Source organism: Actinomycetospora chiangmaiensis DSM 45062, assembly GCF_000379625.1.
In the GTDB taxonomy this organism is placed as follows: domain Bacteria; phylum Actinomycetota; class Actinomycetes; order Mycobacteriales; family Pseudonocardiaceae; genus Actinomycetospora; species Actinomycetospora chiangmaiensis.
The window spans coordinates 105,807-126,041 of the sequence record NZ_KB903244.1 but is presented as its reverse complement, the minus strand read 5'-3'; the positions used below and the strand labels follow the sequence as shown (position 1 = coordinate 126,041).

Below are 20,235 nucleotides of genomic sequence, written 5' to 3'. Positions count from 1 at the left end.
ACGCCCCGCGGGTGGGATCCCCGTCGCTCCGCTCGCCCCGCCGGGACGCGGCGCTCTCCGTAGACTGGCCGCCGTGAGTCTGCTCCAGCGCGTCCGAACCCCGGCCGACCTGCGGGCCCTGGACGCCGGCGAGGTCGACGCGCTCGCGGCCGAGATCCGGGGATTCCTGATCGACAAGGTCTGCCGGACGGGTGGGCACCTGGGGCCCAACCTCGGGGTCGTCGAGCTCACCCTCGCCCTGCACCGGGTCTTCGACTCGCCGCGCGACGCGCTGCTGTTCGACACCGGGCACCAGAGCTACGTCCACAAGATCGTCACCGGGCGCTCCGGGGCGTTCGACGGGCTCCGGCAGGGCGGGGGCCTCTCGGGCTACCCGAGCCGCGCGGAGTCCGAGCACGACCTCGTCGAGAACTCCCACGCCTCCACTGCGCTCTCCTGGGCCGACGGGCTCGCGAAGGCCGACCAGCTGCTCGGCCGCGACCGCTCGGTCGTCGCCGTCGTCGGGGACGGCGCGCTCACCGGCGGGATGTGCTGGGAGGCGCTCAACAACATCGCCGGGTCGGACCGCCCCGTCGTCATCGTGGTCAACGACAACGGCCGCTCCTACGCGCCGACGATCGGCGGGCTCTCCGAGCGGCTCTCGTCGCTGCGGCTCGCCCCCCGCTACGAGGACGTGCTGGAGCAGGGCCGGAAGGCCCTGCAGCGCATCCCCGTCGTCGGGAACGCCGTCTATTCCGCCGTGCACGCCGCGAAGGCGGGCGTGAAGGACGCGTTCTCCCCGCAGGCGCTGTTCTCCGACCTCGGCCTCAAGTACCTCGGCCCAGTGGACGGCCACGACACCGAGGCGCTCGAGACGGCGCTCGGTGCCGCGCGCGACTTCGGTGGCCCCGTGATCGTTCACGCCGTCACCAACAAGGGCCGGGGCTTCGCCTCCGCGGAGCAGGACCTCGCCGAGCAGATGCACGCGGTCGGCGTGATCGACCCCGAGACGGGCCTGCCGGTGGGGCCGAAGCCGCGGGAGTGGACCTCGGTGTTCACCGACGCGATGCTCGAGCTCGGCCGCGAGCGCTCCGACGTCGTGGCCATCACCGCCGCGATGCCCGGACCGACCGGCCTGTCCGCGTTCGGCGAGATCTACCCCGAGCGGCTCTTCGACGTCGGGATCGCGGAGCAGCACGCCATGACCTCCGCCGCGGGCCTCGCCCACGGCGGCCTGCACCCCGTCGTCGCCATCTACTCGACGTTCCTCAACCGCGCGTTCGACCAGCTGCTCATGGACGTGGCGCTGCACCGCGAGCCGGTCACCGTCGTGCTCGACCGTGCGGGGGTCACCGGCAGCGACGGCGCCTCCCACAACGGCATGTGGGACCTCTCGGTCATGGGCATCGTCCCCGGGCTGCGGGTCGCGGCCCCGCGCGACGAGGTGACGCTGCGCGAGGAGCTGCGCGAGGCCGTCGGCATCGCCGACGGGCCGACCGCGCTGCGCTGGTCGAAGGGTGCGGTGCCCAGCGCGGTCCCGGCCCTGCGCCGGCTGGGCCCGGCCACCGGGCCCGGTGGCGTCGACGTGCTCGCGGAGCCGGGCCGGCTCTCGCTCGCCGCGCCCCGCCCGACGGCGATCGAGCGGCTCGAGCGCGCCGACGACGAGCCGCCGCAGGTGCCCGACGTGGTGCTCGTCTGCGTCGGGGCGTTCGGCCAGCTCGGGGTGGAGGCCGCCGACCGGCTCACCGCCCAGGGCATCGGCGTCACGGTCGTGGACCCCCGCTGGCTGCAGCCGGTGCCCGCCACCCTCATCGACCTGGCGGCCTCGCACCGCCTCGTCGTCACCGTCGAGGACGGTGGACGGCACGGCGGGTTCGGCTCGTCGTTCGCCGACGCGCTTTCCGAGGCCGAGGTGGACGTGCCGGTGCGACGGATCGCGCTCGCGCAGGAGTTCCTCACCCACGACAGCCGGGGCGTGCTCCTCACGGCGGCAGGGCTGACCGACCAGGACGTTGCCCGGCGGGTCACGGAATGGGTCGCCGCCGCCCGCGGGGACGCCACCGCCTCGTCGCTCACGCACGACGAGCAGTCGGCCTCCTGAGAACGAGCGCCGGCGCCCAGCTGATTCTCAGCGTCCGTTCAGGCGTCGGGTGGCACAGTGGATGACGTGCGCATTCTGATCGTGGAGGACGAGCAGGCCCTGGCCGACGCGCTGGCGCGCGGGCTGCGGCGCGAGGGGATGGCCGTCGACGTCGCCTACGACGGCGACACCGGGTCGGAGAAGGCGTCGGTGACGCGGTACGACGTCGTCGTGCTCGACCGCGACCTGCCCGGCCGGTCCGGGGACGACCTGTGCGCCGAGATCGCCGGCGGCGTCACGCGCGTGATCATGCTGACCGCGAGCGGCACCCTGCGCGACAAGGTCGCCGGGCTCGCCCTCGGCGCGGACGACTACCTGGCCAAGCCCTTCGACTTCCCCGAGCTCGTCGCCCGCATCCGGGCCCTCGGGCGCCGGGCCGTACCCGCCACGCCGCCGATCCTGGAGGCCGCCGGCGTGGTGCTCGACCCGGCGAAGCGCACCGTCGTGCGCGAGGGCACGCCGGTCGACCTCACGCGCAAGGAGTTCGGCGTCCTCGAGGTGCTGATGGCCGCCGGCGGCGCCGTCGTCTCCTCCGAGGAGCTGCTCGAGCGCGTCTGGGACGAGAACGCCGACCCGTTCACCACCACGGTGCGGGTCACCGTCATGACGCTGCGCAAGAAGCTCGGCGAGCCCGGCATCATCGACACCGTGGTGGGCTCGGGCTACCGCGTCCGCAGCGACGCCCACGCGGGCGTCTGAGCCGTCCCGGGTGCTGCGTCGCCGGGTCCCGCTCGCCCCGCCCGACCTGCTCCGGCGCGGCGGCGGCCCGCCGACGGTGGTGGCGGTCCCCGGCAACGGGCTCTCGGTGGACGGCTGGCGCGCGCCGACCCGCCTGCTCGGGTCGGGGACGGCCGTCGTCGCGCTCCCGTCCTTCGGCCTGCCCGCCCGGCGTGCGGACCCCCTCGACCCGGCGTCGAACGCCGAGCGCCTGCTGGGCCGGCTGGACGAGCTGGGCGTGCGGCGCGCGGTGCTCCTGGGCCACTCGGCGAGCTGCCAGCTGGTGGCCGAGGCGGCCCGGCGGGCGCCGGAGCGGGTCGCGGGCCTGGTCCTCGTCGGCCCCACCACCGATCCGGTCGCCGCGACCTGGCCGCGCCTCGCCGGCCGCTGGCTCGCGACCGCGGCGCACGAGCCCCCGACGCAGGTGTCCCTCCTGGCGCGGGACTACACCCACGGCGGGCTGATCACCTTCGCCCGCGCCATGGACCGCGCCCGGCACCACGCGATCGGGCCGGTCCTCGCCGCGGGCCCGTGGCCGGTCCTGCTCGTGCGCGGGCCGGACGACCACATCGCGCCCGCCGACTGGCTCGATCGCCTCGCCGCGCTCCGACCGGGGATCACGGCGGTGACCATGCCCATGGGCGCCCACATGGTGCCCGTCACCCACCCGCACGAACTCGTCGCGGCGATGCGGGGGTTCGTGTCCGCGGTCAGGCCCGCCCCGTCGTGATCCCCAGCGTCGCCCGGGCCTCGGCGCAGCTCGCGGGGCGCCGCCCGGACGCGGCGAGCAGCTCGAGCAGTTCGTCGAGCAGCTCGTCGTTGGTGGGCGTGCGCGGACCGGAGTAGTCCTCGAGGCCCACGCGGACGTGCCCACCGCGTTCCAGCGCGAGCGCGGCCAGCCCGCAGCCGACCACGTCCCCGCCGAGCACGGCGACCGACCACGGCAGGCCCGAGCCGTCGAGCATCTCGCAGTAGGCGTCGAGCGCGCGCTCCGTGGGCGGGAGGCCGAACTGCAGGTCGCCCCCGAAGTACAGCTTGACCATCGCCCCCGCCGGCACCCGCCCGTGGCGCTGCAGGGTCAACGTGGTGCGCAGGAAGCCGGGTTCGAAGATCGAGACGGACGGGGCCGCGCCGAGCTCGCCGGTGCGCCGGAACATGTACTCGGTGTCGGCGATGCTGTTCTGGTAGGGCTCCGCGGCCGCCGCCGGCGCGCACTCGCCCGAGCCCAGGAGCCCGACGTTGACCGACCCCGGGTCCACCAGCGTCATGCCGCCGAGCCCGCGCCGTGCGAGCTCCTCGACGTGCGCCCACTTCTGCTGCACCGGGATCCCGCGCGCCCCGGCGCCCATCGTCGGGTAGAGCAGGGCGTCGGGATGGGCCGCGACGACGGGGCTCCAGGCCGCCACGTAGGGGTCGGGGGAGTGCACCGCGTCCGCGGTGAACATCGGCTCGTCGTTGTGGTTGTGGACGATCGCCGCGCCGCGGTCCAGGCACGCCACCATGTCGGCGGCGATCTCGGGCGGGGTCCGCGGGACGTGCGGGTTCGTCGCGCGGGTGGTGGTGCCGTTGACGGCGACCTCGACGATCACAGCGCTCATGGCCCGAGAGGATGCCGCAGTCCGGCCGCGCGCCGGACGGCTCCGTGGCGCGCGAGATCCACCCGATCGACGGAACGGGTGTCGAGAACCGTGTCCCGGTGTTCCGGGCTTCGTTCACCACACGTATTCGGACAGCGTCCCCGTGAGTGTCCGGAAGCTCCCCCCCTCGAGAGGAACCCCTCATCATGTCGATGATGCGCAAGGCCGTCCTGGCGTCCGCCCTGATCAGCTCGGGTCTCGTCTCCACCGCCGGCCTGGCGATGGCGCACGAGAGCGGCGCCGACACCGTCCAGCGGGGCCTCGTCAACTCCTCGGACTTCGCCCCCAACACCCCGGTCAACGTCTGCAACAACGACGTCCCGGTCAACGTCCTCGGCGTGCAGGTCCCGGTCCAGGACAACGCCGTGGCCGTGCCGGTCGCCTCGAAGGCCAAGGACGGCAACGGTGCGGCCATCGCCAAGAGCTGCCACGCGCCGGTCCACGCGGTCAACTAGTCGCGTCGTCACCGGGCCCGGGGTCGTCCGCCCGCGGACGCGGCCCCGGGCCCGTGGTGCGCCCATGGTGTGCCCGGGGTGACCCGTGACCCGGCGGACCTTCACCTCCCCGGTGCCCCGCCCGCCGTAGGCTCCGTGACCGTGCTGCGCCGCGAGGACCGGACCGGGTCGCGCCCCGCGCGGGCCCGCCGTCGCCGCGGACCCGGCCTGCGGGTGCGCCTGACGCTGCTCGCCACCGGCCTGGTCGCCGCGGTGAGCGCCCTGCTGCTCTGGCTGGGGTGGATGCTCGTCGGCGAGGTCGCGGCGAGCCTGCCCACCCTCCCGCCGGGGACGCCGGTCCTCGTCGACGGGGTCGCGGTGCCGGCCGGCGAGATCGCCGCCGCCCTCGGCCACAGTGCCCGCGCGGAGGTGCTGCAGGTCGGCTCGGTCGCGTTCGCGCTCGTGGTGCTCGCCGTCGCCGTGGTGTCGTGGGTGCTGACCGGGCACGTGCTCCAGCCGGTGCACGACGTCACCGCCACCGCCCGCCGTCTCTCCGCCGAGTCGCTCGACGCGCGGATCGACCTCGAGGGCCCGCGCGACGAGGTCGCCGAGCTCGCCGACACCTTCGACGAGATGCTCGACCGGCTCCAGGCGGCCTTCGACGCCCAGCGTCGGTTCGTGGCCAACGCGAGCCACGAGCTGCGCACCCCGCTGGCCGTCCTGCGCACCGAGATCGACGTGACGCTGGCCGACCCGGACGCCGACGTCGACGAGCTGCGGCGGATGGCCGGGGTCCTGCGCGACGCCACGAAGCGCGCCGAGGGCCTCGTCGACGGGCTGCTGCTCCTCGCACGCACCGAGGCGGCGGAGCGTCGCGCCTCCGACGGCGACGAGCCGGTCGACCTCGACCTCGCCGCCCACGGCGCGCTCGACGCGGTCCGCGCCGAGGTGGAGGGCCGGCGCCTGCGCGTCGAGGTCCACCCGGCGGCCGAGGGCGCCGTCGTCGTCGGCGACGCCGCGCTGCTGGAGCGGGTGGTGGGGAACCTCGTCGAGAACGCCGTGCGCCACAACGTCGACGGCGGCTGGATCACGGTCGGGACCGACCGCGCCGGGGACCGGGTCGACCTGGTCGTGGCCTCCTCCGGCCCGGTGCTCGACCCGGCCCGGGTGCCGGACCTCTTCGAACCCTTCCGGCGCGGCGCCGACCGGGTCGGACCCGGCTCGGGCCTCGGGCTCTCGATCGTGCGCGCCGTGGTCCGCGCGCACGGCGGCACCGTGTCCGCGGAGCCGGTGGAGGGCGGCGGACTGTCGGTGCGCGTGGGCCTGCCGGGTCAGGTCTCCGGGTCGCTGAACACGGGCGTGACCGTCCCGACCTGAGCGGGCGTGCCACCTCCGCTCGTGCTCCGGCGACGGCGGCGGCGCAGTGCCCGGCGGGGTCCGTCGGTCCCCTCGGGCGTCTCCGCCGTCCCGGTAGCGGTCCCGCCGGCCGGCGCGGCGGCGGGGGGTGGGGCGGTCTCGGCGAGCGCCGCGACGAGGCCGGGCAGTGCGAGCTCGCGCTGCCAGGGCCGGGCACCACCCGACGTCAGGAAGGCGTCCACCGCGTCGGCGTCGGCCGGGTCGGGCGGGGTCCAGCACAGCCGGCGCACGAGGTCGGGCTGCAGCAGGTTCTCCACCGGGGTGTCCCACTGCTCGGCCAGCGCGGCGAGGTGGGCGCGGGCCGCGGCGAGCCGCGCGGCGGCGTCCGGGTCCTTGTCGGCCCAGCGGTTGACCGGCGGCGGTCCGTCACCGGCGGGGGAGGGGTCGGGCAGCTCCTCGGCCGGGAGCCCGCGGCCCGTGCGCACCGCGCGCCACCACCGGTCGGCCAACCGCCGCTGCCGGCTGCCGCGGAACACCGGCATCTCGGTCAGGGCGTCCCGGTCGGCGGGCTCGCGCAGCGCGGCGTCGACGATCGCGGCGTCGGGCAGCAGCCGGCCCGGGGCGACGTCACGGGACTCGGCGAGTTCGTCGCGGGACTCCCACAGGGCGCGGACCACCGCGAGCTGGCGGGGCCGGCGCACCTTGTGCATCCCGGAGGTGCGGCGCCACGGCTCGGCGCGCCGCGGCGGGGGACCGGCGAGGCGGACGGCCTCGAACTCCTGGCGGGCCCACTCGGCCTTGCCCTGCCGCTCGAGGTCGGCGGCGAGCAGGTCACGCATGGCGACGAGCAGCTCGACGTCGAGCGCGGCGTAGACCAGCCAGTCGTCGGGCAGCGGGCGGGTCGACCAGTCCGCGGCGCCGTAGCCCTTGCGCAGGCGGACCCCGAGCAGGCGCTCGGCGAGGGGGCCGAGCCCGACGCGCGGGTAGCCCGCGAGGCGGCCGGCCAGTTCGGTGTCGAAGAGGGCGTCGGGGCGCATGCCGACCTCGGCGAGGCACGGCAGGTCCTGCGACGCGGCGTGGAGCACCCACTCGACGCCGCGCAGGGCGTCGCCGAGCACGGACAGGTCGCCGTCGAGCGCGATCGGGTCCACGAGGGCACTCCCCGCGCCCTCCCGGCGCAGCTGCACCAGGTAGGCCCGGGCGGAGTAGCGGAACCCCGACGCCCGCTCGGCGTCGACGGCGACCGGACCGCTGCCCGCGGCGAGGTCGTCGGCGAGCGCCGAGAGGCGGTCCCGATCGGTGATGATCTCGGGAACGCCGTCCGCGGGGGCGAGGAGCTCGGTGACGCCGTCACCGAGCTCCTCGCCCCCGTCGACGGGCTCCGGCGGTGCGGTGCTCAGCGGATGACGCCCGCCCGCATGGCCAGTGCGACCATCTGGGCACGGTCACCCGTGCCGAGCTTGCGGCCGATCCGCGAGAGGTGGCTCTTGACCGTGAGGGCCGAGAGGCTCAGCGCCTCGCCGATCTCCTTGTTCGAGCGGCCGTCCGCCACCAGCTGCAGCACCTCGACCTCACGGGCCGAGAGCTCCCGCGGGGTGTTGTCGGTCGCGGGCACCCGGGTGCCCGCCGCGAGCAGCGGGGCGACCGACGGGTCGGCGTAGAGGCCGCCCTCGAGGACCCGGCGCACGCCGTCGGTGACGATGCCCGGCGAGGCGGACTTGAGCAGATAGGCCTGCGCCCCGGCCTGGAACGCCGCCCGCACCGCGGACGGGTCGTCCGAGGCGGCCAGCACCACCACGCGGTTCCAACCCTGCGCCCGCAACTCCGCGATCAGGTCGAGCCCGGAACCGTCCGGGAGACCGAGGTCGAGGATCGCGAGGTCACACGGGCCGGAAGCGAGTGCTCGGGTCCTGGCCTCGGAGATCGAGGCCGCCTCGTGGACGGTGCCCGCGCCCATCGAGGTGAGTCGTTGCGCGATCGCCTCGCGCAACAGCGGGTGGTCGTCGACCACCAGCACCGAGAACATCTCTTCCCGCGGATGCGGGACCATGGCCGGTGGCAGCAGGCCACTCGCGACGCCGCGAAGTGCCATGCCTGGGCCCACGGTAGCCACGTCAACTACCTCCCTGAAGTCGGTCTTGCCCCCCGACGGACACACCAGGAACCCCGGTCGCCGACCGCGCCGCCGAACGGCCGAGGAAGTGCGTCGCGAGAGAACATATCCCCCCTGGCGAGTTAACGAGAGCATTAGGGCCAACTTCGCTCGGTGGAGTTTCGCCCGTTACGGGTCTCTGGTCACTCCTTGGCGTGAGCCTCGTACTCTCCGTGTGCTGTCCGTGACACTCTGTGTAGTCGATGTGACTGTCCGTCGCGAAAGGCTCCGATCGCCGCAGAGCCACTGCGCTCATCGGTCCAATATCATCCGAGTAACGGACGCAACACGACGGCAGCGTTCGGAGTCCGGGCCGTGACCCGCTCGCTGCCGGACGTTCACCCGCCCTCCGCAACGTCGCCGCCGGGCGGACGACCTGCGGAAATGGTCGAATCGGCACCAGTGGTACCGGGAAATCGCTGAGAGTTCGCTGAATGGTGAACTGCCGCCGGTCCCGAGTTGAGACGCGAGAACCGTCGTCGTCTCGATCGCACACGCGGGCGGAACGCACCGGCCGATGCACGTGCCGACGCGTCGGGAACCCGTCGGGGCACCCGACGACGCGCCGTGGGCGGGCGTCGGCGCTCAGCCGAGCCGGCGGGCGCCCAGGCTCGCGACGCCCACCGGCGGCAGCCCCGCCGCCGTCGCCAGCACCGTCGTGAAGGCGGTGCCGTGCTCGGTGAGGTCGGCCGCGGCGTCGCCCCCGTCGTCCCCGTCGGGCAGGACGGGGGTCCAGGACGCCCGGAGCTCGAGGTCGCACACCTGGGCGGGGCCCGAGATGTCGCCGAAGCGCACCGAGGAGGTCTGGGTGACGGTGCCGCCGACGGCCGTCGCCGCGGCCCCCGACTCCTCGAGCGCGCCGGTGAGCCAGGACCACGCGACCTCGGGCAGCATCGGGTCGTTCGCGTGCTCCGGGTCGAGCTCGGCGCGCACGAAGGTCACCAGCCGCAGCGTGCCGTCCCAGGCCTCCTGGCCCTCGGGGTCGTGCAGCAGCACGAGCCGGCCCGTCACGAGCACGTCCGGCTCGGGGTCGCCCGCCGCGGGCGGGGAGACCACCTCGGCGCTCCAGGCGGCCGACCACGGCGCCAGGCGCTGCGGCGGGCGCATCTCGGCCAGCTCGATCTCGGGGCGGGGACGCAGAGCGGCCAGCGACTCCACGGCCCGGCGGAACGTCTCGGGGGCGGTCGCGGGTGCCGTCACCTGCGGGAGCGTAGGTCGCGCCCGCCACGAGCGGCAGGGCGACGCGCCGGATCCGCGCCACGCCGATCGGACGGCCGTCCGCGTCGGCTGGCAGACTGGAGCCACCATGAGCGCCCCGACCCAGCCCGACCCGAACCCCGTCGTTCCCGGGGTCGCGGCCGCCGCGTCGGGGCCCGGCGGCACACGTCGTGACCTGCCCGGCTCGGCCTTCCTGACGGCGGCGCGGGGCGGGACGCCGGAGCACGTGCCGGTCTGGTTCCAGCGCCAGGCGGGCCGGTCGCTGCCGGAGTACCGGCGTGTCCGTCGCGGCACGGGGATGCTCGAGTCCTGCCTCACGCCGGACCTCGCGTGCGAGATCACGCTGCAGCCGGTGCGCCGCTACGGCGTCGACGCCGCGATCCTCTTCTCCGACATCGTCGTCCCGCTCAAGGTGGCCGGCGTCGGGGTGGACATCGTCGCCGGGACCGGCCCGGTGATCGACGCGCCCGTCCGCACGGCCGCCGACGTCGCGGCCCTGCCCGCGCTCGACCCGGAGCAGGCAGCCCCGGTCGCCGAGGCCGTGCGGCTGCTCGTCGGCGAGCTGGGTGACACCCCGCTCATCGGGTTCGCCGGCGCGCCCTTCACGCTCGCCTCCTACCTCGTGGAGGGCGGCCCGAGCCGCAACCACGAGCGCACGAAGGCGCTGATGCACGCCGAGCCGGAGACCTGGCACGCGCTGCTCGACCACCTCGCCGACCTCACGCTCACCTTCCTGCGCGTGCAGGTCGAGGCGGGCGTCGACGCGGTGCAGCTGTTCGACTCCTGGGCCGGGGCGCTCTCCGAACGGGACTACCGCGCCCTCGTCCTCCCGCACTCGAGGAAGGTGCTGGCGGGCCTGGCCGACGCGGGCGTCCCGCGGACGCACTTCGGCGTGGGCACCGGCGAGCTGCTCGGCGCGATGGGCGAGGCCGGCGCGGACGTCGTCGGCGTCGACTGGCGCGTCCCGCTCGACGCCGCGGCCCGCCGGGCGCCCGGGAAGGTGCTCCAGGGCAACCTCGACCCGGCGGTGCTCTTCGCCGGACCCGCCGTCGTGGACGCCGAGGTCCGGCGCATCGTCGCCGAGGGCCACGCGGCACCCGCCCACGTCTTCAACCTGGGCCACGGTGTGCTGCCCGAGACCGACCCGGACGCGCTGCTGCGCGTCGTCGAGACGGTGCACTCCCTGCCCGTCCGCGCGTGACCGGCCGGGTGCCCCGCGTCGTCGTGGTCGGCGGCGGGGTGGGCGGACTGGCCGCCGCCCACCGGCTGCGGACCACCCTCGGCGAGGCGGCGGACCTCGTCGTCCTCGAGTCCGCCCGGGTGCTGGGCGGGAAGCTCGCGGCGGTCGAACTCGGCGGTCTGCGGGTGGACGTGGGCGCGGAGGCGTTCCTCGCCCGACGGCCGGAGGCGGCCGACCGCCTCGTCGAGCTCGGGTTGTCCGACGACCTCGTGCACCCCTCCGCCGCGTCCTCCGGCATCCGCGCCGGGGGCGCCACGCACGCCATGCCCCCGCGGACGGTGATGGGCGTCCCGGCCGACCCACCCGCCGTCGGGAGCCTCCTGTCCGACGCCGGCCGGGCCGCGCTCGCCGCCGACGCCGAGCTCGGACCGGTGGCGTGGGACGGGGACGACAGCGTCGGCGCCCTCGTGCGGGCCCGGCTCGGCGACGAGGTGGCCGACCGGCTCGTCGACCCGCTGCTGGGCGGCGTGTACTCCGGCCGCGCGGACGCGCTCGGCGTGCGCGCGACGGTGCCCGCGCTGGCCGCGTCGCTCGACCGCGACCCGTCGTCCCTCGTGGCCGCCGCGCGCGCCGCCCTCCCGGGCGGGACCACGCCCCCCGGCCCGGTGTTCGGGACGCTGCGCACGTCGCTGGCCGACCTGCCGCCCGCCCTCGCCGTCGCGGCGCGCGCCGAGGTGCGGCTCGCGCGGACCGTGACCGCCCTGGAGCGCCGGGACGACGGGTGGCGGGTGGTCGCCTCCGGTCCCACCGGCACGGAGACCGTGGACGCCGACGGCGTGGTCCTCGCGGTGCCCGCCCCGGCGCTGCGCCGCCTGCTCGTCGACGCGGCCCCGGACGCCGCGGCAGCCGCGGCGGGTATCGAGCTCGCCTCCTCCGCCGTCGTCGCCCTGGCCCTGCCGCCCGACACCGATCTCGGGCGCCGCTCCGGGGTGCTGATCGGCTCGGGGGAGCGGCGCCCGGACGGGACGCCGTGGACGATCAAGGCGGTCACCGTGTCGTCGGTGAAGTGGCCGCACCTCGTCGGGGAGCACGCGGTGGTGGTGCGGGCCTCGATCGGCCGGTACGGGGAGCCCGAGGCGCTGCAGCGCGACGACGCGGAACTGGTCGCGGCCGCGCGCTCCGACCTCGCGGCGCTGCTCGACCTGCATGCGGAGCCGCTCGAGACGGTGGTCGCGCGGTGGGGCGGGGGACTGCCGCAGTACGGCGTCGGGCACGCCGCGCGGGCCGCGCGGCTCGAGGCGCTGCCGGCCGGGCTCGCCGTCGCCGGGGCGACGCTGCACGGGGTCGGGGTGCCGGCCTGCCTCGCGACCGGTGACGCCGCCGCCGCGCGGATCGCCGAGCACCTGGCGTCCCCCGCGAGCGGCCTCGCGCCGTGACGGCGCTCGGATCCTTCCCGCCCCGGCCGCGTGGCACCATGGAGCCGTGGCCAGGCTGAACTACGACGAGCTGAACTCCACGATCCGCTACGCGATGTGGTCGGTGTTCCGTACCGACCCGGCGAAGCTGGGCGACGACCGGCGCACCGCCGCCGAGGAGTTCGCCGCGGTGATCGACGAGCAGGAGGCCAAGGGCGTCGTCGTCCGCGGGGTGTACGACCTCGCGGGCATGCGGGCCGACGCCGACTGGATGGTGTGGACCCACGCGCAGGACGTCGAGGCGCTGCAGGCCACCTACACCGCGCTGCGCCGTACCGCGCTCGGCCGGGCCTCGGAGCCGGTGTGGTCGAACACCGCCCTGCACCGGCCCGCGGAGTTCAACAAGAGCCACGTGCCGGCCTTCATCGCGGGGGAGGAGCCGAAGGGCTACCTCTGCCTCTACCCGTTCGTCCGGTCGCTGGACTGGTACCTGCTGCCCGACCCGGAGCGCCGCCAGATGCTGGCCGACCACGGCAAGGCCGCCCGCGGCTACGCCGACGTCCGCGCCAACACCGTGCCCGCGTTCGCGCTGGGCGACTACGAGTGGATCCTCGCCTTCGAGGCCGACGAGCTCGACCGGATCGTCGACCTGATGCGCGACCTGCGCGCCACCGAGGCCCGCCGCCACGTCCGGGAGGAGACCCCGTTCTTCACCGGGCCGCGGGTCGAGCCGGGCGCCCTGCTCGCACTCTCGTGACCGGGGTCGTCACAGGGACCCGCGCCGTCGTCACCGGCGCCAGCCGCGGGATCGGCCGGGCCGAGGCGCTCGCCCTCGCTGCCGAGGGCGCCCGCGTGGTCGTCGGGTACGGCCGCAGCGCCGAGGCCGCCGACGCCGTCGTCGCGGAGATCACCGGGACGGGCGGGGAGGCGTACGCCGTCGCGGCCGACATGGCCGACCCGGCCGCCGTCACCGCGCTCATGGACCGCGCCGCCGAGCTGCTCGGCGGCCTCGACGTGCTGGTCTCCAACGCCGGCATCGAGCACTTCGGGGCGCTCGGCACGCTGACGGCCGAGGAGTTCGACCACGTCTTCGCCGTGAACACCCGCGGCCAGCTGCTCGCGGTGCAGGCCGCGGCGGCGCACATGGGACCGGGCGGGCGCATCGTCTGCACCTCGTCGATCGCCGCCTCCACCCCGGTGCCCGGCCACGCGCTCTACGCCGGGTCGAAGGCCGCCGTCGAGGCGATGGTCAAGGTCCTCGCGCTCGACCTGGTGCCGCGTGGGATCACGATCAACGCGATCGCTCCCGGCGGCACCACGAGCGACATGTCGGCGGAGAACGGCAAGCACTACGACAACGACCTCGCGCCGATCGCCTGGCCGATGGGCCGCTACGGCGAGCCGGAGGACATCACGCCGCTCGTGCGGTTCCTGGCCTCGCCGGAGAGCGGCTGGATGACCGGCCAGACGCTGCGCATCTCCGGCGGCCAGTAGCCGTCCCGACGACGGGTGCCCCGCACCCGTCGTCGGGAACGCTCAGGCCGTGGGCTCGAGACGCAGCGACACCGAGTTCATGCAGTAGCGGTCGTCGGTGGGAGTGCCGTAGCCCTCGCCGTGGAAGACGTGGCCCAGGTGCGAGTGGCAGGTGCCGCACAGCACCTCGACCCGGCGCATCCCCATCGTGGAGTCCTCGCGGAGGATCACGTTGTCGTCGCCGGAGGGGGCGTAGAACGACGGCCACCCGCAGTGGCTCGCGAACTTGGTCTCGGAGCGGAACAACTCCGCGCCGCACGCGCGGCAGTGGTAGACGCCCTCGGTGAACGTCTCGTCGTACTCGCCGGTGAACGGCCGCTCGGTGCCTGCCTGGCGCAGGACCTGGTACTCCTCGGGCGAGAGCTGCTCCCGCCACTCGGCGTCGGACTTCTCGACCTTCGGCTTGCCGATCGCACTGCTCATGCGACCAGGCTAGTACGGGTCAGCCACCCAGGTAGGTGCTCAGCACGAACTCCAGCACCCCGTAGATCACGTAGCCCGTGCCGAGCAGCACGAGGACCACGAGCAGCCACGCCGCCCAGTGCTGCAGCCCGCCGATCCGGTTGGCCGACTCCGCGAAGTCGCGCACCCCGTTCAGCTCGCCCTCGACGGTGAACATGGGGCGCACCCGCTCCATGCGGTCGAGGTGCTCGGCGAAGGCACGCGCCTCCGGGTCGTCGGGGTCGAGGCCGACGAGGTCGTCGGAGAATCTCCGCGCAACGGCGTCCGGATCTCCCGCCCAGGTCATGGCCGCCACGGTAGCCTTCGCGGCCGTGGCGCGGTCAGCGGCGGTGGAACTCGAGGTCGGCGGGCGCGAGGTGCGCGTCTCCAACCCCGACAAGATCTACTTCCCCGAGCCCGGAATCACCAAGCGGCAGGTGGTCGAGCACTACGTGGCCGTCGCCGAGCCGCTGCTCGGGGTGCTCCGCGACCGGCCGACCCACCTCAAGCGCTTCGTCGACGGCGTGACGGGCGAGTTCTTCTACCAGAAGCGGCTGGCCAAGGGCGCGCCCGACTACGTCGAGACCGTCCAGGTGCGCTTCCCCTCGGGACGCGCGGCCGACGTGCTGTGCCCGACCGAGCCCGCCGTCCTCGCCTGGGCGGCCAACCTCGGCACCTTCGACTTCCACCCCTGGCCGGTCCGCCGCCCGGAGGTCGACGCGCCCGACGAGCTGCGCATCGACCTCGACCCGCAGCCCGGCACCGACTTCGCCGACGCGGCCGTGGTCGCGGCGACGCTGCGCGAGGTGCTCGGCGACGCGGGGCTCGTCGGCTGGCCGAAGACGTCCGGCGGGCGCGGCATCCACGTCATGGTCCCCATCCGGGCCGAGTGGGACTTCGTCGCCGTGCGTCGGTGCGTCATCGCGATCGGCCGCGAGGTCTGCCGGCGGCTGCCGGACGCCGCCACCGTCGACTGGTGGAAGGAGGAGCGCGGCGAGCGCGTGTTCCTCGACTTCAACCAGGCCGCCCGGGACCGGACGATCGCCTCGGCCTGGTCCGTGCGTGGCACCCCGCGCGCCACCGTCTCCTTCCCGCTGACCTGGGCCGACCTGCCCGATGCCGAGCCCGACGACTTCACGGTGCTCACCGCCGCGGGGCTCTACGCCGAGCGCGGCGACGCCCACGCGGGCCTGCACGACGACCCGGCCGGGCTCGAGACCGCCCTGGAGTGGGTCGAGCGCGACCAGCGCGACCACGGGCTCGGGGACATGCCGTACCCGCCCGAGTACCCCAAGATGCCCGGCGAGCCGAAGCGGGTGCAGCCGTCGAAGGCCCGCGCGGACACCACCGGCAAGCAGGTCTAGTCGTCCAGCGCGGACTGCAGGGCGTCGCCGGTCGGGAGGCTCCCCCGCCGTCCGGCGGCCCCCGCCGCCAGGCCTGCCGCGACGACGGCGACCTCCAGCGCGTCCGCGAGTTCCTCCCCGGCGGCGAGCAGGAGGGCGAGGGCACCGAGCAGGGCGCTCTTCGCGCCCGCCGGGTCGACGACCTGGGTCGCGTGCGCCGGGAGCCGTCGCACCCGGCCGTCGTCGGCGAGCAGCACGCCGTCGGCCCCCAGGGTCACGACGACGGGTGCGCCGCTCCAGGAGTGCAGGGTCGCAGCCGCCTCGGCGGGAGCCCGTCGCGCGGCCTCCGCACCTGCTCCGCGCCGTACGAGGTCGGCCAGCTCGTCGGCGTCCGGGGTGAGCACGGCCCCGAGGTCGAGCAGCCCCACGACGGCGGGGATCACCGGGTCCGGGTCCAGCACGCAGGGCACCCGCCGGCCGGCCGCCGTGCCGACCGCGGCCGCCACGACCGCGGCCGACTGGTCGGTCCCGACCAGCACCGCGCCCAGCTCCTCGATCGCGTCCAGCGTGCGGCGCACCGGGTCGGCGTCGAGGTGGCCGTCGAGGGTCACCGCGTCGACCCCGACGCCCTCGCCGGCGAGCTCGTCGCGGACCCGGACGTCGGTGGCCGTCCCGACGACCCGAACCTCGGCTCCCAGCCGGGCGGCCGCGACGGCGGCGTCCGCGACCGTGCCGGGCACGGCGCCGACCACGGCGACGACGGGAGCACCAGCGGGTCCGCTCACGCCCCGCATCCTGGCCCGGGCCGCCCACGGCTGTCATGATCATCGAGCATCTGCCGCGGGCCCCGTCGTCGGAAGAGAGCGGTACCACGTGACCTGCGTCGCGTCGGGGGATCTCTTTCGGCCGGTCAGCGCCGTGCGCTGGGCAGAAGGGGGCCGACAGGGGGCGGGGACGGGCCTATCCTGCTCCGGGTGAAGGTGCTCCTGCTCGAGAACATCCACCCGACCGCCGCCGAGGCGTTCCGCCGCGCCGGGCTCGAGGTCGACGCCCGGCCGGGCTCGCTCTCCGGCGCGGAGCTCGTCGAGGCGCTCGAGGGGGTGTCCCTGCTCGGGATCCGCTCCAACACCACCATCACCGCCGAGGTGCTCGACGCCGGCAAGGACCTGCTCGCGGTCGGCTGCTTCTGCATCGGGACCAACCAGGTCGACCTCGCCGCCGCCGCGCAGCGCGGGATCGCGGTGTTCAACGCGCCGTTCTCCAACACGCGCAGCGTCGTCGAGCTCGTCCTCGGCGAGATCATCGCGCTCGCCCGGCGGCTCACCGAGAAGACGCAGCGGATGCACGAGGGCATCTGGGACAAGTCGGCGAAGGGCAGCCACGAGATCCGGCGGCGCACGCTCGGCATCGTCGGCTACGGCAACATCGGCACGCAGCTGTCGAACGTCGCCGAGGCCGTCGGTCTGCGCGTGATCTTCTTCGACACGGCCGACCGGCTCGCGCACGGCAACGCGACCCGGAAGGGTTCGCTGGAGGAGCTGCTCGCCGAGGCGGACGTCGTCAGCCTCCACGTCGACGGCCGCCCGGGGAACGCCGGCCTGTTCGGCGCCGAGCAGTTCGCCGCGATGAAGCCGCGCGCGATCTTCATCAACGCCTCGCGCGGCATGGTCGTGGACTACGACGCGCTGCGGGAGAACATCCTGAGCGGCCACATCGCGGGCGCGGCCATCGACGTGTTCCCGGTGGAGCCGAAGGCCCAGGGCGACGCGTTCGAGTCCCCGCTGCGCGGCCTCGACAACGTCATCCTCACCCCGCACGTCGGCGGATCGACCGCCGAGGCGCAGGAGGAGATCGGGCACTTCGTGTCCACCAAGCTGCTCGGCTTCGTGGGCGGCGGCTCGACGGCGCTCTCGGTGAACCTGCCCGAGGTCATGCCGCCGAACCCGCCCGGGGCCTACCGCATGGGCTACCTGCACTCCAGCGAGCCGGGCGTGCTGGCGGGGCTGAACAAGCTGCTCGCCGACAGCGGCGCCAACGTCATCGGGCAGGCGCTGTCCACCCGCGGCGAGCAGGGCTACGTCGTCACCGACACCGACAAGCCGCTGGCCGAGCACGTGCTGACCGAGCTGAACCGGGCGCCGCAGACCCAGTGGCTCCGGTTCTGGGAGCCGCAGGTCTAACCCGCGCTGCGCGCCGCGGCCGCCATCGCCTCGAGTCCGGCGATGAGGGTCGCGGCGTCGTGCGGGCCCTCGAGCCGGCGCGGTGTCCGCCCGGCCGACCCGAGGAAGAACGTCGGCGTGCCCGGCAGCTCGCTGGTGCGGGCGTCGATCTCGTCGTCGGCGACCCGGTTCGCGGTGTCGCCGTCGCGCAGGTCCTCCTCGAGGCGCTCCTGGTCGAGGCCGAGCGTCGCGGCGTGCTCGTCGAGGCTGTCGCGGTCGAGGGCGTCGGCGTGGGCGAACAGGTGGTCGTGCGCGTCCCAGAAGCGTCCCTGCTCGGCGGCGGCCTCGGAGAACTCGGCCGCCTGCCGGGCGTCGGGGTGGTACTCCTCGAGCGGGAAGTGCCGGAACACGTAGCGCAGCCGGTCGCCGAAGTGCTCCCGCACCTGCCGGATGCTGCCGGTCGCCCGCCCGCAGAACGGGCACTCGAAGTCGGCGTACTCGACGAGCGTCAGCGGCGCGTCGGCCGGCCCGCGGATGTGGTCGCGCCGCGGGTCGACCGGGCGGAGCAGGTCCAGCGACGGTCCCTCCGGCCGCGGGGCCGCCCGGAAGACGAGCGCGCCGACGAGCAGGGCGAGGACCGAGGCGGCCAGCACCCCGATGCGGGCCTGGTCGGCCAGCGCCGGCTGGTCGGCGAGCGCGAGGTCGATGATGAACAGCGAGATCGTGAACCCGATGCCGGAGAGCGCCGCGCCCCCCGCGACCTGCGGCATCGTCAGGCCCGGCGGCAGCTTCCGCCGGAGCAGCGCCGTGGCCCCGCTGATGCCGACGAACTTCCCGACGACGAGGCCGAGCACCACGCCCCAGGTCAGCGGCGAGGTCGCCGCGGCGCGCAGCGTCTCCCCGTCGAGCCGGACTCCCGCGTTGGCCAGGGCGAACAGCGGCACGACGATGAACGCGGTGTAGGGCTGGTAGAGGCGCATGAGGCGCTCGTTGACGCTGACGGCGCGGTCGAGCCCGAGCCGGGCGGAGCGGGCGTACTCCGGGTTCGGTGACTGCCGGAACCGGCGCGTCAGCTCGGCCGCCCGTTCCACCTCGCGGCGTTTCGGTGGGTAGACCGGCAGCAGCAGCGCGATCAGGACGCCCGCCAGCGTCGCGTGCACCCCCGACTCGTGCAGCGCCACCCACGTCACCAGCGACACGACGAGGTAGGCCCCGCCGCGCCAGACCTGCAGCCGACGCAGCTGCCACACCGCCGCGAGCCCGACGATCGCGACGAGCAGCGGCACCCAGTGCAGCTCGTCGGTGTAGACCAGCGCGATGATCGCGAGCGCCCCGACGTCGTCGGCGACCGCGAGCGTCAGCAGGAAGATCCGGAGCCGCTCGGCCCGCCCCGGCCCGACGACCGCCAGCGCCCCGAGCAGGAACGCCGTGTCGGTGGAGATGACGACGCCCCACGCCGCGGCGGCCGGTCCCGACGGGTTGAGCAGCAGGAACAGCACCGCGGGCAGGGCCAGCCCGGCCATCGCCGCCGCGAGGGGGACCGCGGCCTGCGACCGGTCGCGGAGCTCGCCGATCGCGAGTTCGCGCTTCACCTCGAGGCCGATGACGAAGAAGAACAGCGCCATGAGGCCGTCGTTGACCCAGTGCCGCAGGTCGAGATCGATGCCCGACCCGCCGACGGAGATCCCGATCCGGGCGTGCCAGAACACGTCGTAGGTCCAGCCCCACGGCGAGTTGGCCCAGATCAGCGCGAGCACGGTGGCGACCAGCAGGAACACCGCGGCGAGCGTCTCCGACGAGTCACCCCGCCGGGCCTCGGCGATGCGTTCCAGGACCCCGTGCAGCCGGCCCGGTCCGCGGAGGGTGGTCTCGGTCATCGGGGACGATTCTTCCCGACGACGGGTGTGGTGCGGGAGGGGTGCCTCGCGGTCGACCCGCCGTTCCGGACCTCAGGTGAAGACCGACCAGCACAGGTGGTTGCGTCGCTGCTGGTCGGACAGCACGAGCTCGCGCACCGCCTCGGGCAGCTGCGCCCGCTGCCACGCGCACTCGGCGCGCCCGGCCCCGTCGGCCTCCGACGCGGGCACGGAGACCCGGGCGGCCTTGATCGCGTAGGCGGCCGCGCCCAGGTCGTGCTCGGCCACGTGCGCGACCGCGCCCGCCTGGCCGGCGGCGTACGCGGCGAACCGGGCCGCGCCGCGGAGGTCGCGCGCCGCCCCCATGGCGTGACCACCGAGCGCGCGGGACTCCATCATCCGCACCTCGCCCCGCACCCACGCGCGGATGGCCCCGATCGCCTCGCGCGGGCGGGCGTCCTGGGGCCGGACCGACTCGAAGAGCCCCAGCACGTGCTCGGCGCACGCGGCCGCCCAGAGCGCGAGCCGGTGATGGTCCTCGTCGGTCAACAGCCCACCCCGGCGGAGGGTGACGAGCCGCGGGTCGCGCTCCGACGAGAGGATCACGCACATGCTCCCGTCGGCCGTGTCGAACGCCGTCGCTCCCGTCCGACGTCCGGGTGAACCCACCCCGAG

General features: G+C 75.2%; 19 protein-coding genes and 1 pseudogene. 11 read left to right on the top strand and 9 right to left on the bottom strand.

Annotated elements, in window-relative coordinates:
- Positions 1-73: 73 nt before the first annotated feature.
- The 3 genes from dxs (at position 74) to A3CO_RS39160 (ending at position 3,566) form a co-directional block, all read left to right on the top strand.
- The gene (dxs, locus tag A3CO_RS0122390) at positions 74-2,080 is read left to right on the top strand and encodes a 1-deoxy-D-xylulose-5-phosphate synthase (protein WP_018334487.1); all 2,007 of its coding nucleotides are present in this window, start codon (positions 74-76) and stop codon (positions 2,078-2,080) included.
- A 66-nt stretch (positions 2,081-2,146) separates the two neighbouring features.
- The gene (locus A3CO_RS0122385; RefSeq protein ID WP_018334486.1) at positions 2,147-2,818 is read left to right on the top strand and encodes a response regulator transcription factor; all 672 of its coding nucleotides are present in this window, start codon (positions 2,147-2,149) and stop codon (positions 2,816-2,818) included.
- A 10-nt stretch (positions 2,819-2,828) separates the two neighbouring features.
- Positions 2,829-3,566 carry an alpha/beta fold hydrolase gene (locus A3CO_RS39160; protein ID WP_018334485.1) on the top strand — a complete coding sequence of 246 codons (738 nt, stop codon included), beginning with the start codon at positions 2,829-2,831 and terminating at the stop codon, positions 3,564-3,566.
- Here the strand turns inward: A3CO_RS39160 and A3CO_RS33830 are convergent.
- Entirely contained in the window at positions 3,547-4,434 is an 888-nt protein-coding gene (locus tag A3CO_RS33830; protein ID WP_033414844.1) for a beta-keto acid cleavage family enzyme, read from the bottom strand. The two genes, A3CO_RS39160 and A3CO_RS33830, sit on opposite strands and share 20 nt — an antisense overlap.
- 194 nt (positions 4,435-4,628) lie before the next feature.
- Between A3CO_RS33830 and A3CO_RS33825 the strand changes: the two genes are divergently transcribed.
- Together A3CO_RS33825 and A3CO_RS33820 are read left to right on the top strand one after the other, a co-directional pair.
- The gene (locus A3CO_RS33825; RefSeq protein WP_157647790.1) at positions 4,629-4,928 is read left to right on the top strand and encodes a hypothetical protein; all 300 of its coding nucleotides are present in this window, start codon (positions 4,629-4,631) and stop codon (positions 4,926-4,928) included.
- A gap of 135 nt (positions 4,929-5,063) precedes the next feature.
- Positions 5,064-6,284, top strand: coding sequence for a HAMP domain-containing histidine kinase (locus tag A3CO_RS33820; protein WP_018334482.1), 1,221 nt, complete (start codon positions 5,064-5,066; stop codon positions 6,282-6,284).
- Between the two features lie 131 nt (positions 6,285-6,415).
- Here A3CO_RS33820 and A3CO_RS33815 read toward each other — a convergent pair.
- The 3 genes and pseudogenes from A3CO_RS33815 to A3CO_RS0122350 form a co-directional block, all read right to left on the bottom strand.
- Positions 6,416-7,570 (bottom strand): annotated as a pseudogene (locus tag A3CO_RS33815) (HRDC domain-containing protein); the annotation flags it as partial.
- A gap of 89 nt (positions 7,571-7,659) precedes the next feature.
- Positions 7,660-8,355, bottom strand: coding sequence for a response regulator (locus A3CO_RS33810; protein ID WP_372460436.1), 696 nt, complete (start codon positions 8,353-8,355; stop codon positions 7,660-7,662).
- 645 nt (positions 8,356-9,000) lie between these two features.
- Entirely contained in the window at positions 9,001-9,615 is a 615-nt protein-coding gene (locus A3CO_RS0122350) for a DUF3000 domain-containing protein (protein WP_018334479.1), read from the bottom strand.
- 106 nt (positions 9,616-9,721) lie between these two features.
- On the opposite strand from A3CO_RS0122350, the gene hemE reads away from it, so the two are divergent.
- From hemE to A3CO_RS0122330, 4 genes are read left to right on the top strand one after another with little or no spacing between them, the layout of a single operon-like run.
- Positions 9,722-10,834 carry a uroporphyrinogen decarboxylase gene (hemE, locus tag A3CO_RS0122345; protein WP_018334478.1) on the top strand — a complete coding sequence of 371 codons (1,113 nt, stop codon included), beginning with the start codon at positions 9,722-9,724 and terminating at the stop codon, positions 10,832-10,834.
- Positions 10,831-12,249 (top strand): protoporphyrinogen oxidase, encoded by a 1,419-nt coding sequence (gene hemG, locus A3CO_RS0122340; protein WP_018334477.1) that lies wholly within the window; start codon positions 10,831-10,833, stop codon positions 12,247-12,249. The genes hemE and hemG overlap by 4 nt, the downstream gene beginning before the upstream one ends.
- A 46-nt stretch (positions 12,250-12,295) precedes the next feature.
- A complete protein-coding gene (gene hemQ / locus A3CO_RS0122335) occupies positions 12,296-12,985 on the top strand; it encodes a hydrogen peroxide-dependent heme synthase (RefSeq protein WP_018334476.1) in 690 nt (229 codons plus the stop codon).
- Positions 12,982-13,722 (top strand): SDR family oxidoreductase, encoded by a 741-nt coding sequence (locus A3CO_RS0122330; RefSeq protein ID WP_018334475.1) that lies wholly within the window; start codon positions 12,982-12,984, stop codon positions 13,720-13,722. Before hemQ ends, A3CO_RS0122330 begins: the two co-directional genes overlap by 4 nt.
- A gap of 42 nt (positions 13,723-13,764) precedes the next feature.
- Here A3CO_RS0122330 and msrB read toward each other — a convergent pair whose 3' ends face one another.
- Both msrB and A3CO_RS0122320 read right to left on the bottom strand, forming a co-directional pair.
- Entirely contained in the window at positions 13,765-14,184 is a 420-nt protein-coding gene (gene msrB, locus A3CO_RS0122325) for a peptide-methionine (R)-S-oxide reductase MsrB (RefSeq protein ID WP_018334474.1), read from the bottom strand.
- A gap of 19 nt (positions 14,185-14,203) precedes the next feature.
- Complete coding sequence (locus tag A3CO_RS0122320; RefSeq protein ID WP_033414874.1) at positions 14,204-14,509, bottom strand: hypothetical protein; 306 nt, start codon at positions 14,507-14,509, stop codon at positions 14,204-14,206.
- Between A3CO_RS0122320 and A3CO_RS0122315 the strand changes: the two genes are divergently transcribed.
- Entirely contained in the window at positions 14,508-15,566 is a 1,059-nt protein-coding gene (locus tag A3CO_RS0122315; RefSeq protein ID WP_018334472.1) for a DNA polymerase domain-containing protein, read from the top strand. The two genes, A3CO_RS0122320 and A3CO_RS0122315, sit on opposite strands and share 2 nt — an antisense overlap.
- Here the strand turns inward: A3CO_RS0122315 and A3CO_RS33805 are convergent.
- Positions 15,563-16,330 carry a PfkB family carbohydrate kinase gene (locus A3CO_RS33805; protein ID WP_157647788.1) on the bottom strand — a complete coding sequence of 256 codons (768 nt, stop codon included), beginning with the start codon at positions 16,328-16,330 and terminating at the stop codon, positions 15,563-15,565. The two genes, A3CO_RS0122315 and A3CO_RS33805, sit on opposite strands and share 4 nt — an antisense overlap.
- A 189-nt stretch (positions 16,331-16,519) precedes the next feature.
- On the opposite strand from A3CO_RS33805, the gene serA reads away from it, so the two are divergent.
- Positions 16,520-17,725, top strand: a complete 1,206-nt coding sequence (gene serA, locus A3CO_RS0122305) for a phosphoglycerate dehydrogenase (RefSeq protein ID WP_018334470.1) — start codon at positions 16,520-16,522, stop codon at positions 17,723-17,725.
- Here serA and nhaA read toward each other — a convergent pair.
- Both nhaA and A3CO_RS0122295 read right to left on the bottom strand, forming a co-directional pair.
- Entirely contained in the window at positions 17,722-19,581 is a 1,860-nt protein-coding gene (gene nhaA / locus A3CO_RS0122300) for a Na+/H+ antiporter NhaA (RefSeq protein ID WP_018334469.1), read from the bottom strand. The two genes, serA and nhaA, sit on opposite strands and share 4 nt — an antisense overlap.
- Before the next feature lie 72 nt (positions 19,582-19,653).
- On the bottom strand, positions 19,654-20,166 hold the full coding sequence (locus A3CO_RS0122295; protein ID WP_026204872.1) for a putative immunity protein: 513 nt from the start codon (positions 20,164-20,166) through the stop codon (positions 19,654-19,656).
- Positions 20,167-20,235 lie beyond the last annotated feature (69 nt).

Coding starts and splice junctions, on each gene's coding strand:
- A3CO_RS0122320 (WP_033414874.1), bottom strand. CDS start 14,509: ATGACCTGGGCGGGAGATCCGGACGCCGTTGCGCGGAGATTCTCCGAC.
- hemE (WP_018334478.1), top strand. CDS start 9,722: ATGAGCGCCCCGACCCAGCCCGACCCGAACCCCGTCGTTCCCGGGGTC.
- A3CO_RS0122315 (WP_018334472.1), top strand. CDS start 14,508: ATGGCCGCCACGGTAGCCTTCGCGGCCGTGGCGCGGTCAGCGGCGGTG.
- A3CO_RS33825 (WP_157647790.1), top strand. CDS start 4,629: ATGCGCAAGGCCGTCCTGGCGTCCGCCCTGATCAGCTCGGGTCTCGTC.
- A3CO_RS33830 (WP_033414844.1), bottom strand. CDS start 4,434: ATGAGCGCTGTGATCGTCGAGGTCGCCGTCAACGGCACCACCACCCGC.
- msrB (WP_018334474.1), bottom strand. CDS start 14,184: ATGAGCAGTGCGATCGGCAAGCCGAAGGTCGAGAAGTCCGACGCCGAG.
- nhaA (WP_018334469.1), bottom strand. CDS start 19,581: ATGACCGAGACCACCCTCCGCGGACCGGGCCGGCTGCACGGGGTCCTG.
- A3CO_RS33810 (WP_372460436.1), bottom strand. CDS start 8,355: ATGGCACTTCGCGGCGTCGCGAGTGGCCTGCTGCCACCGGCCATGGTC.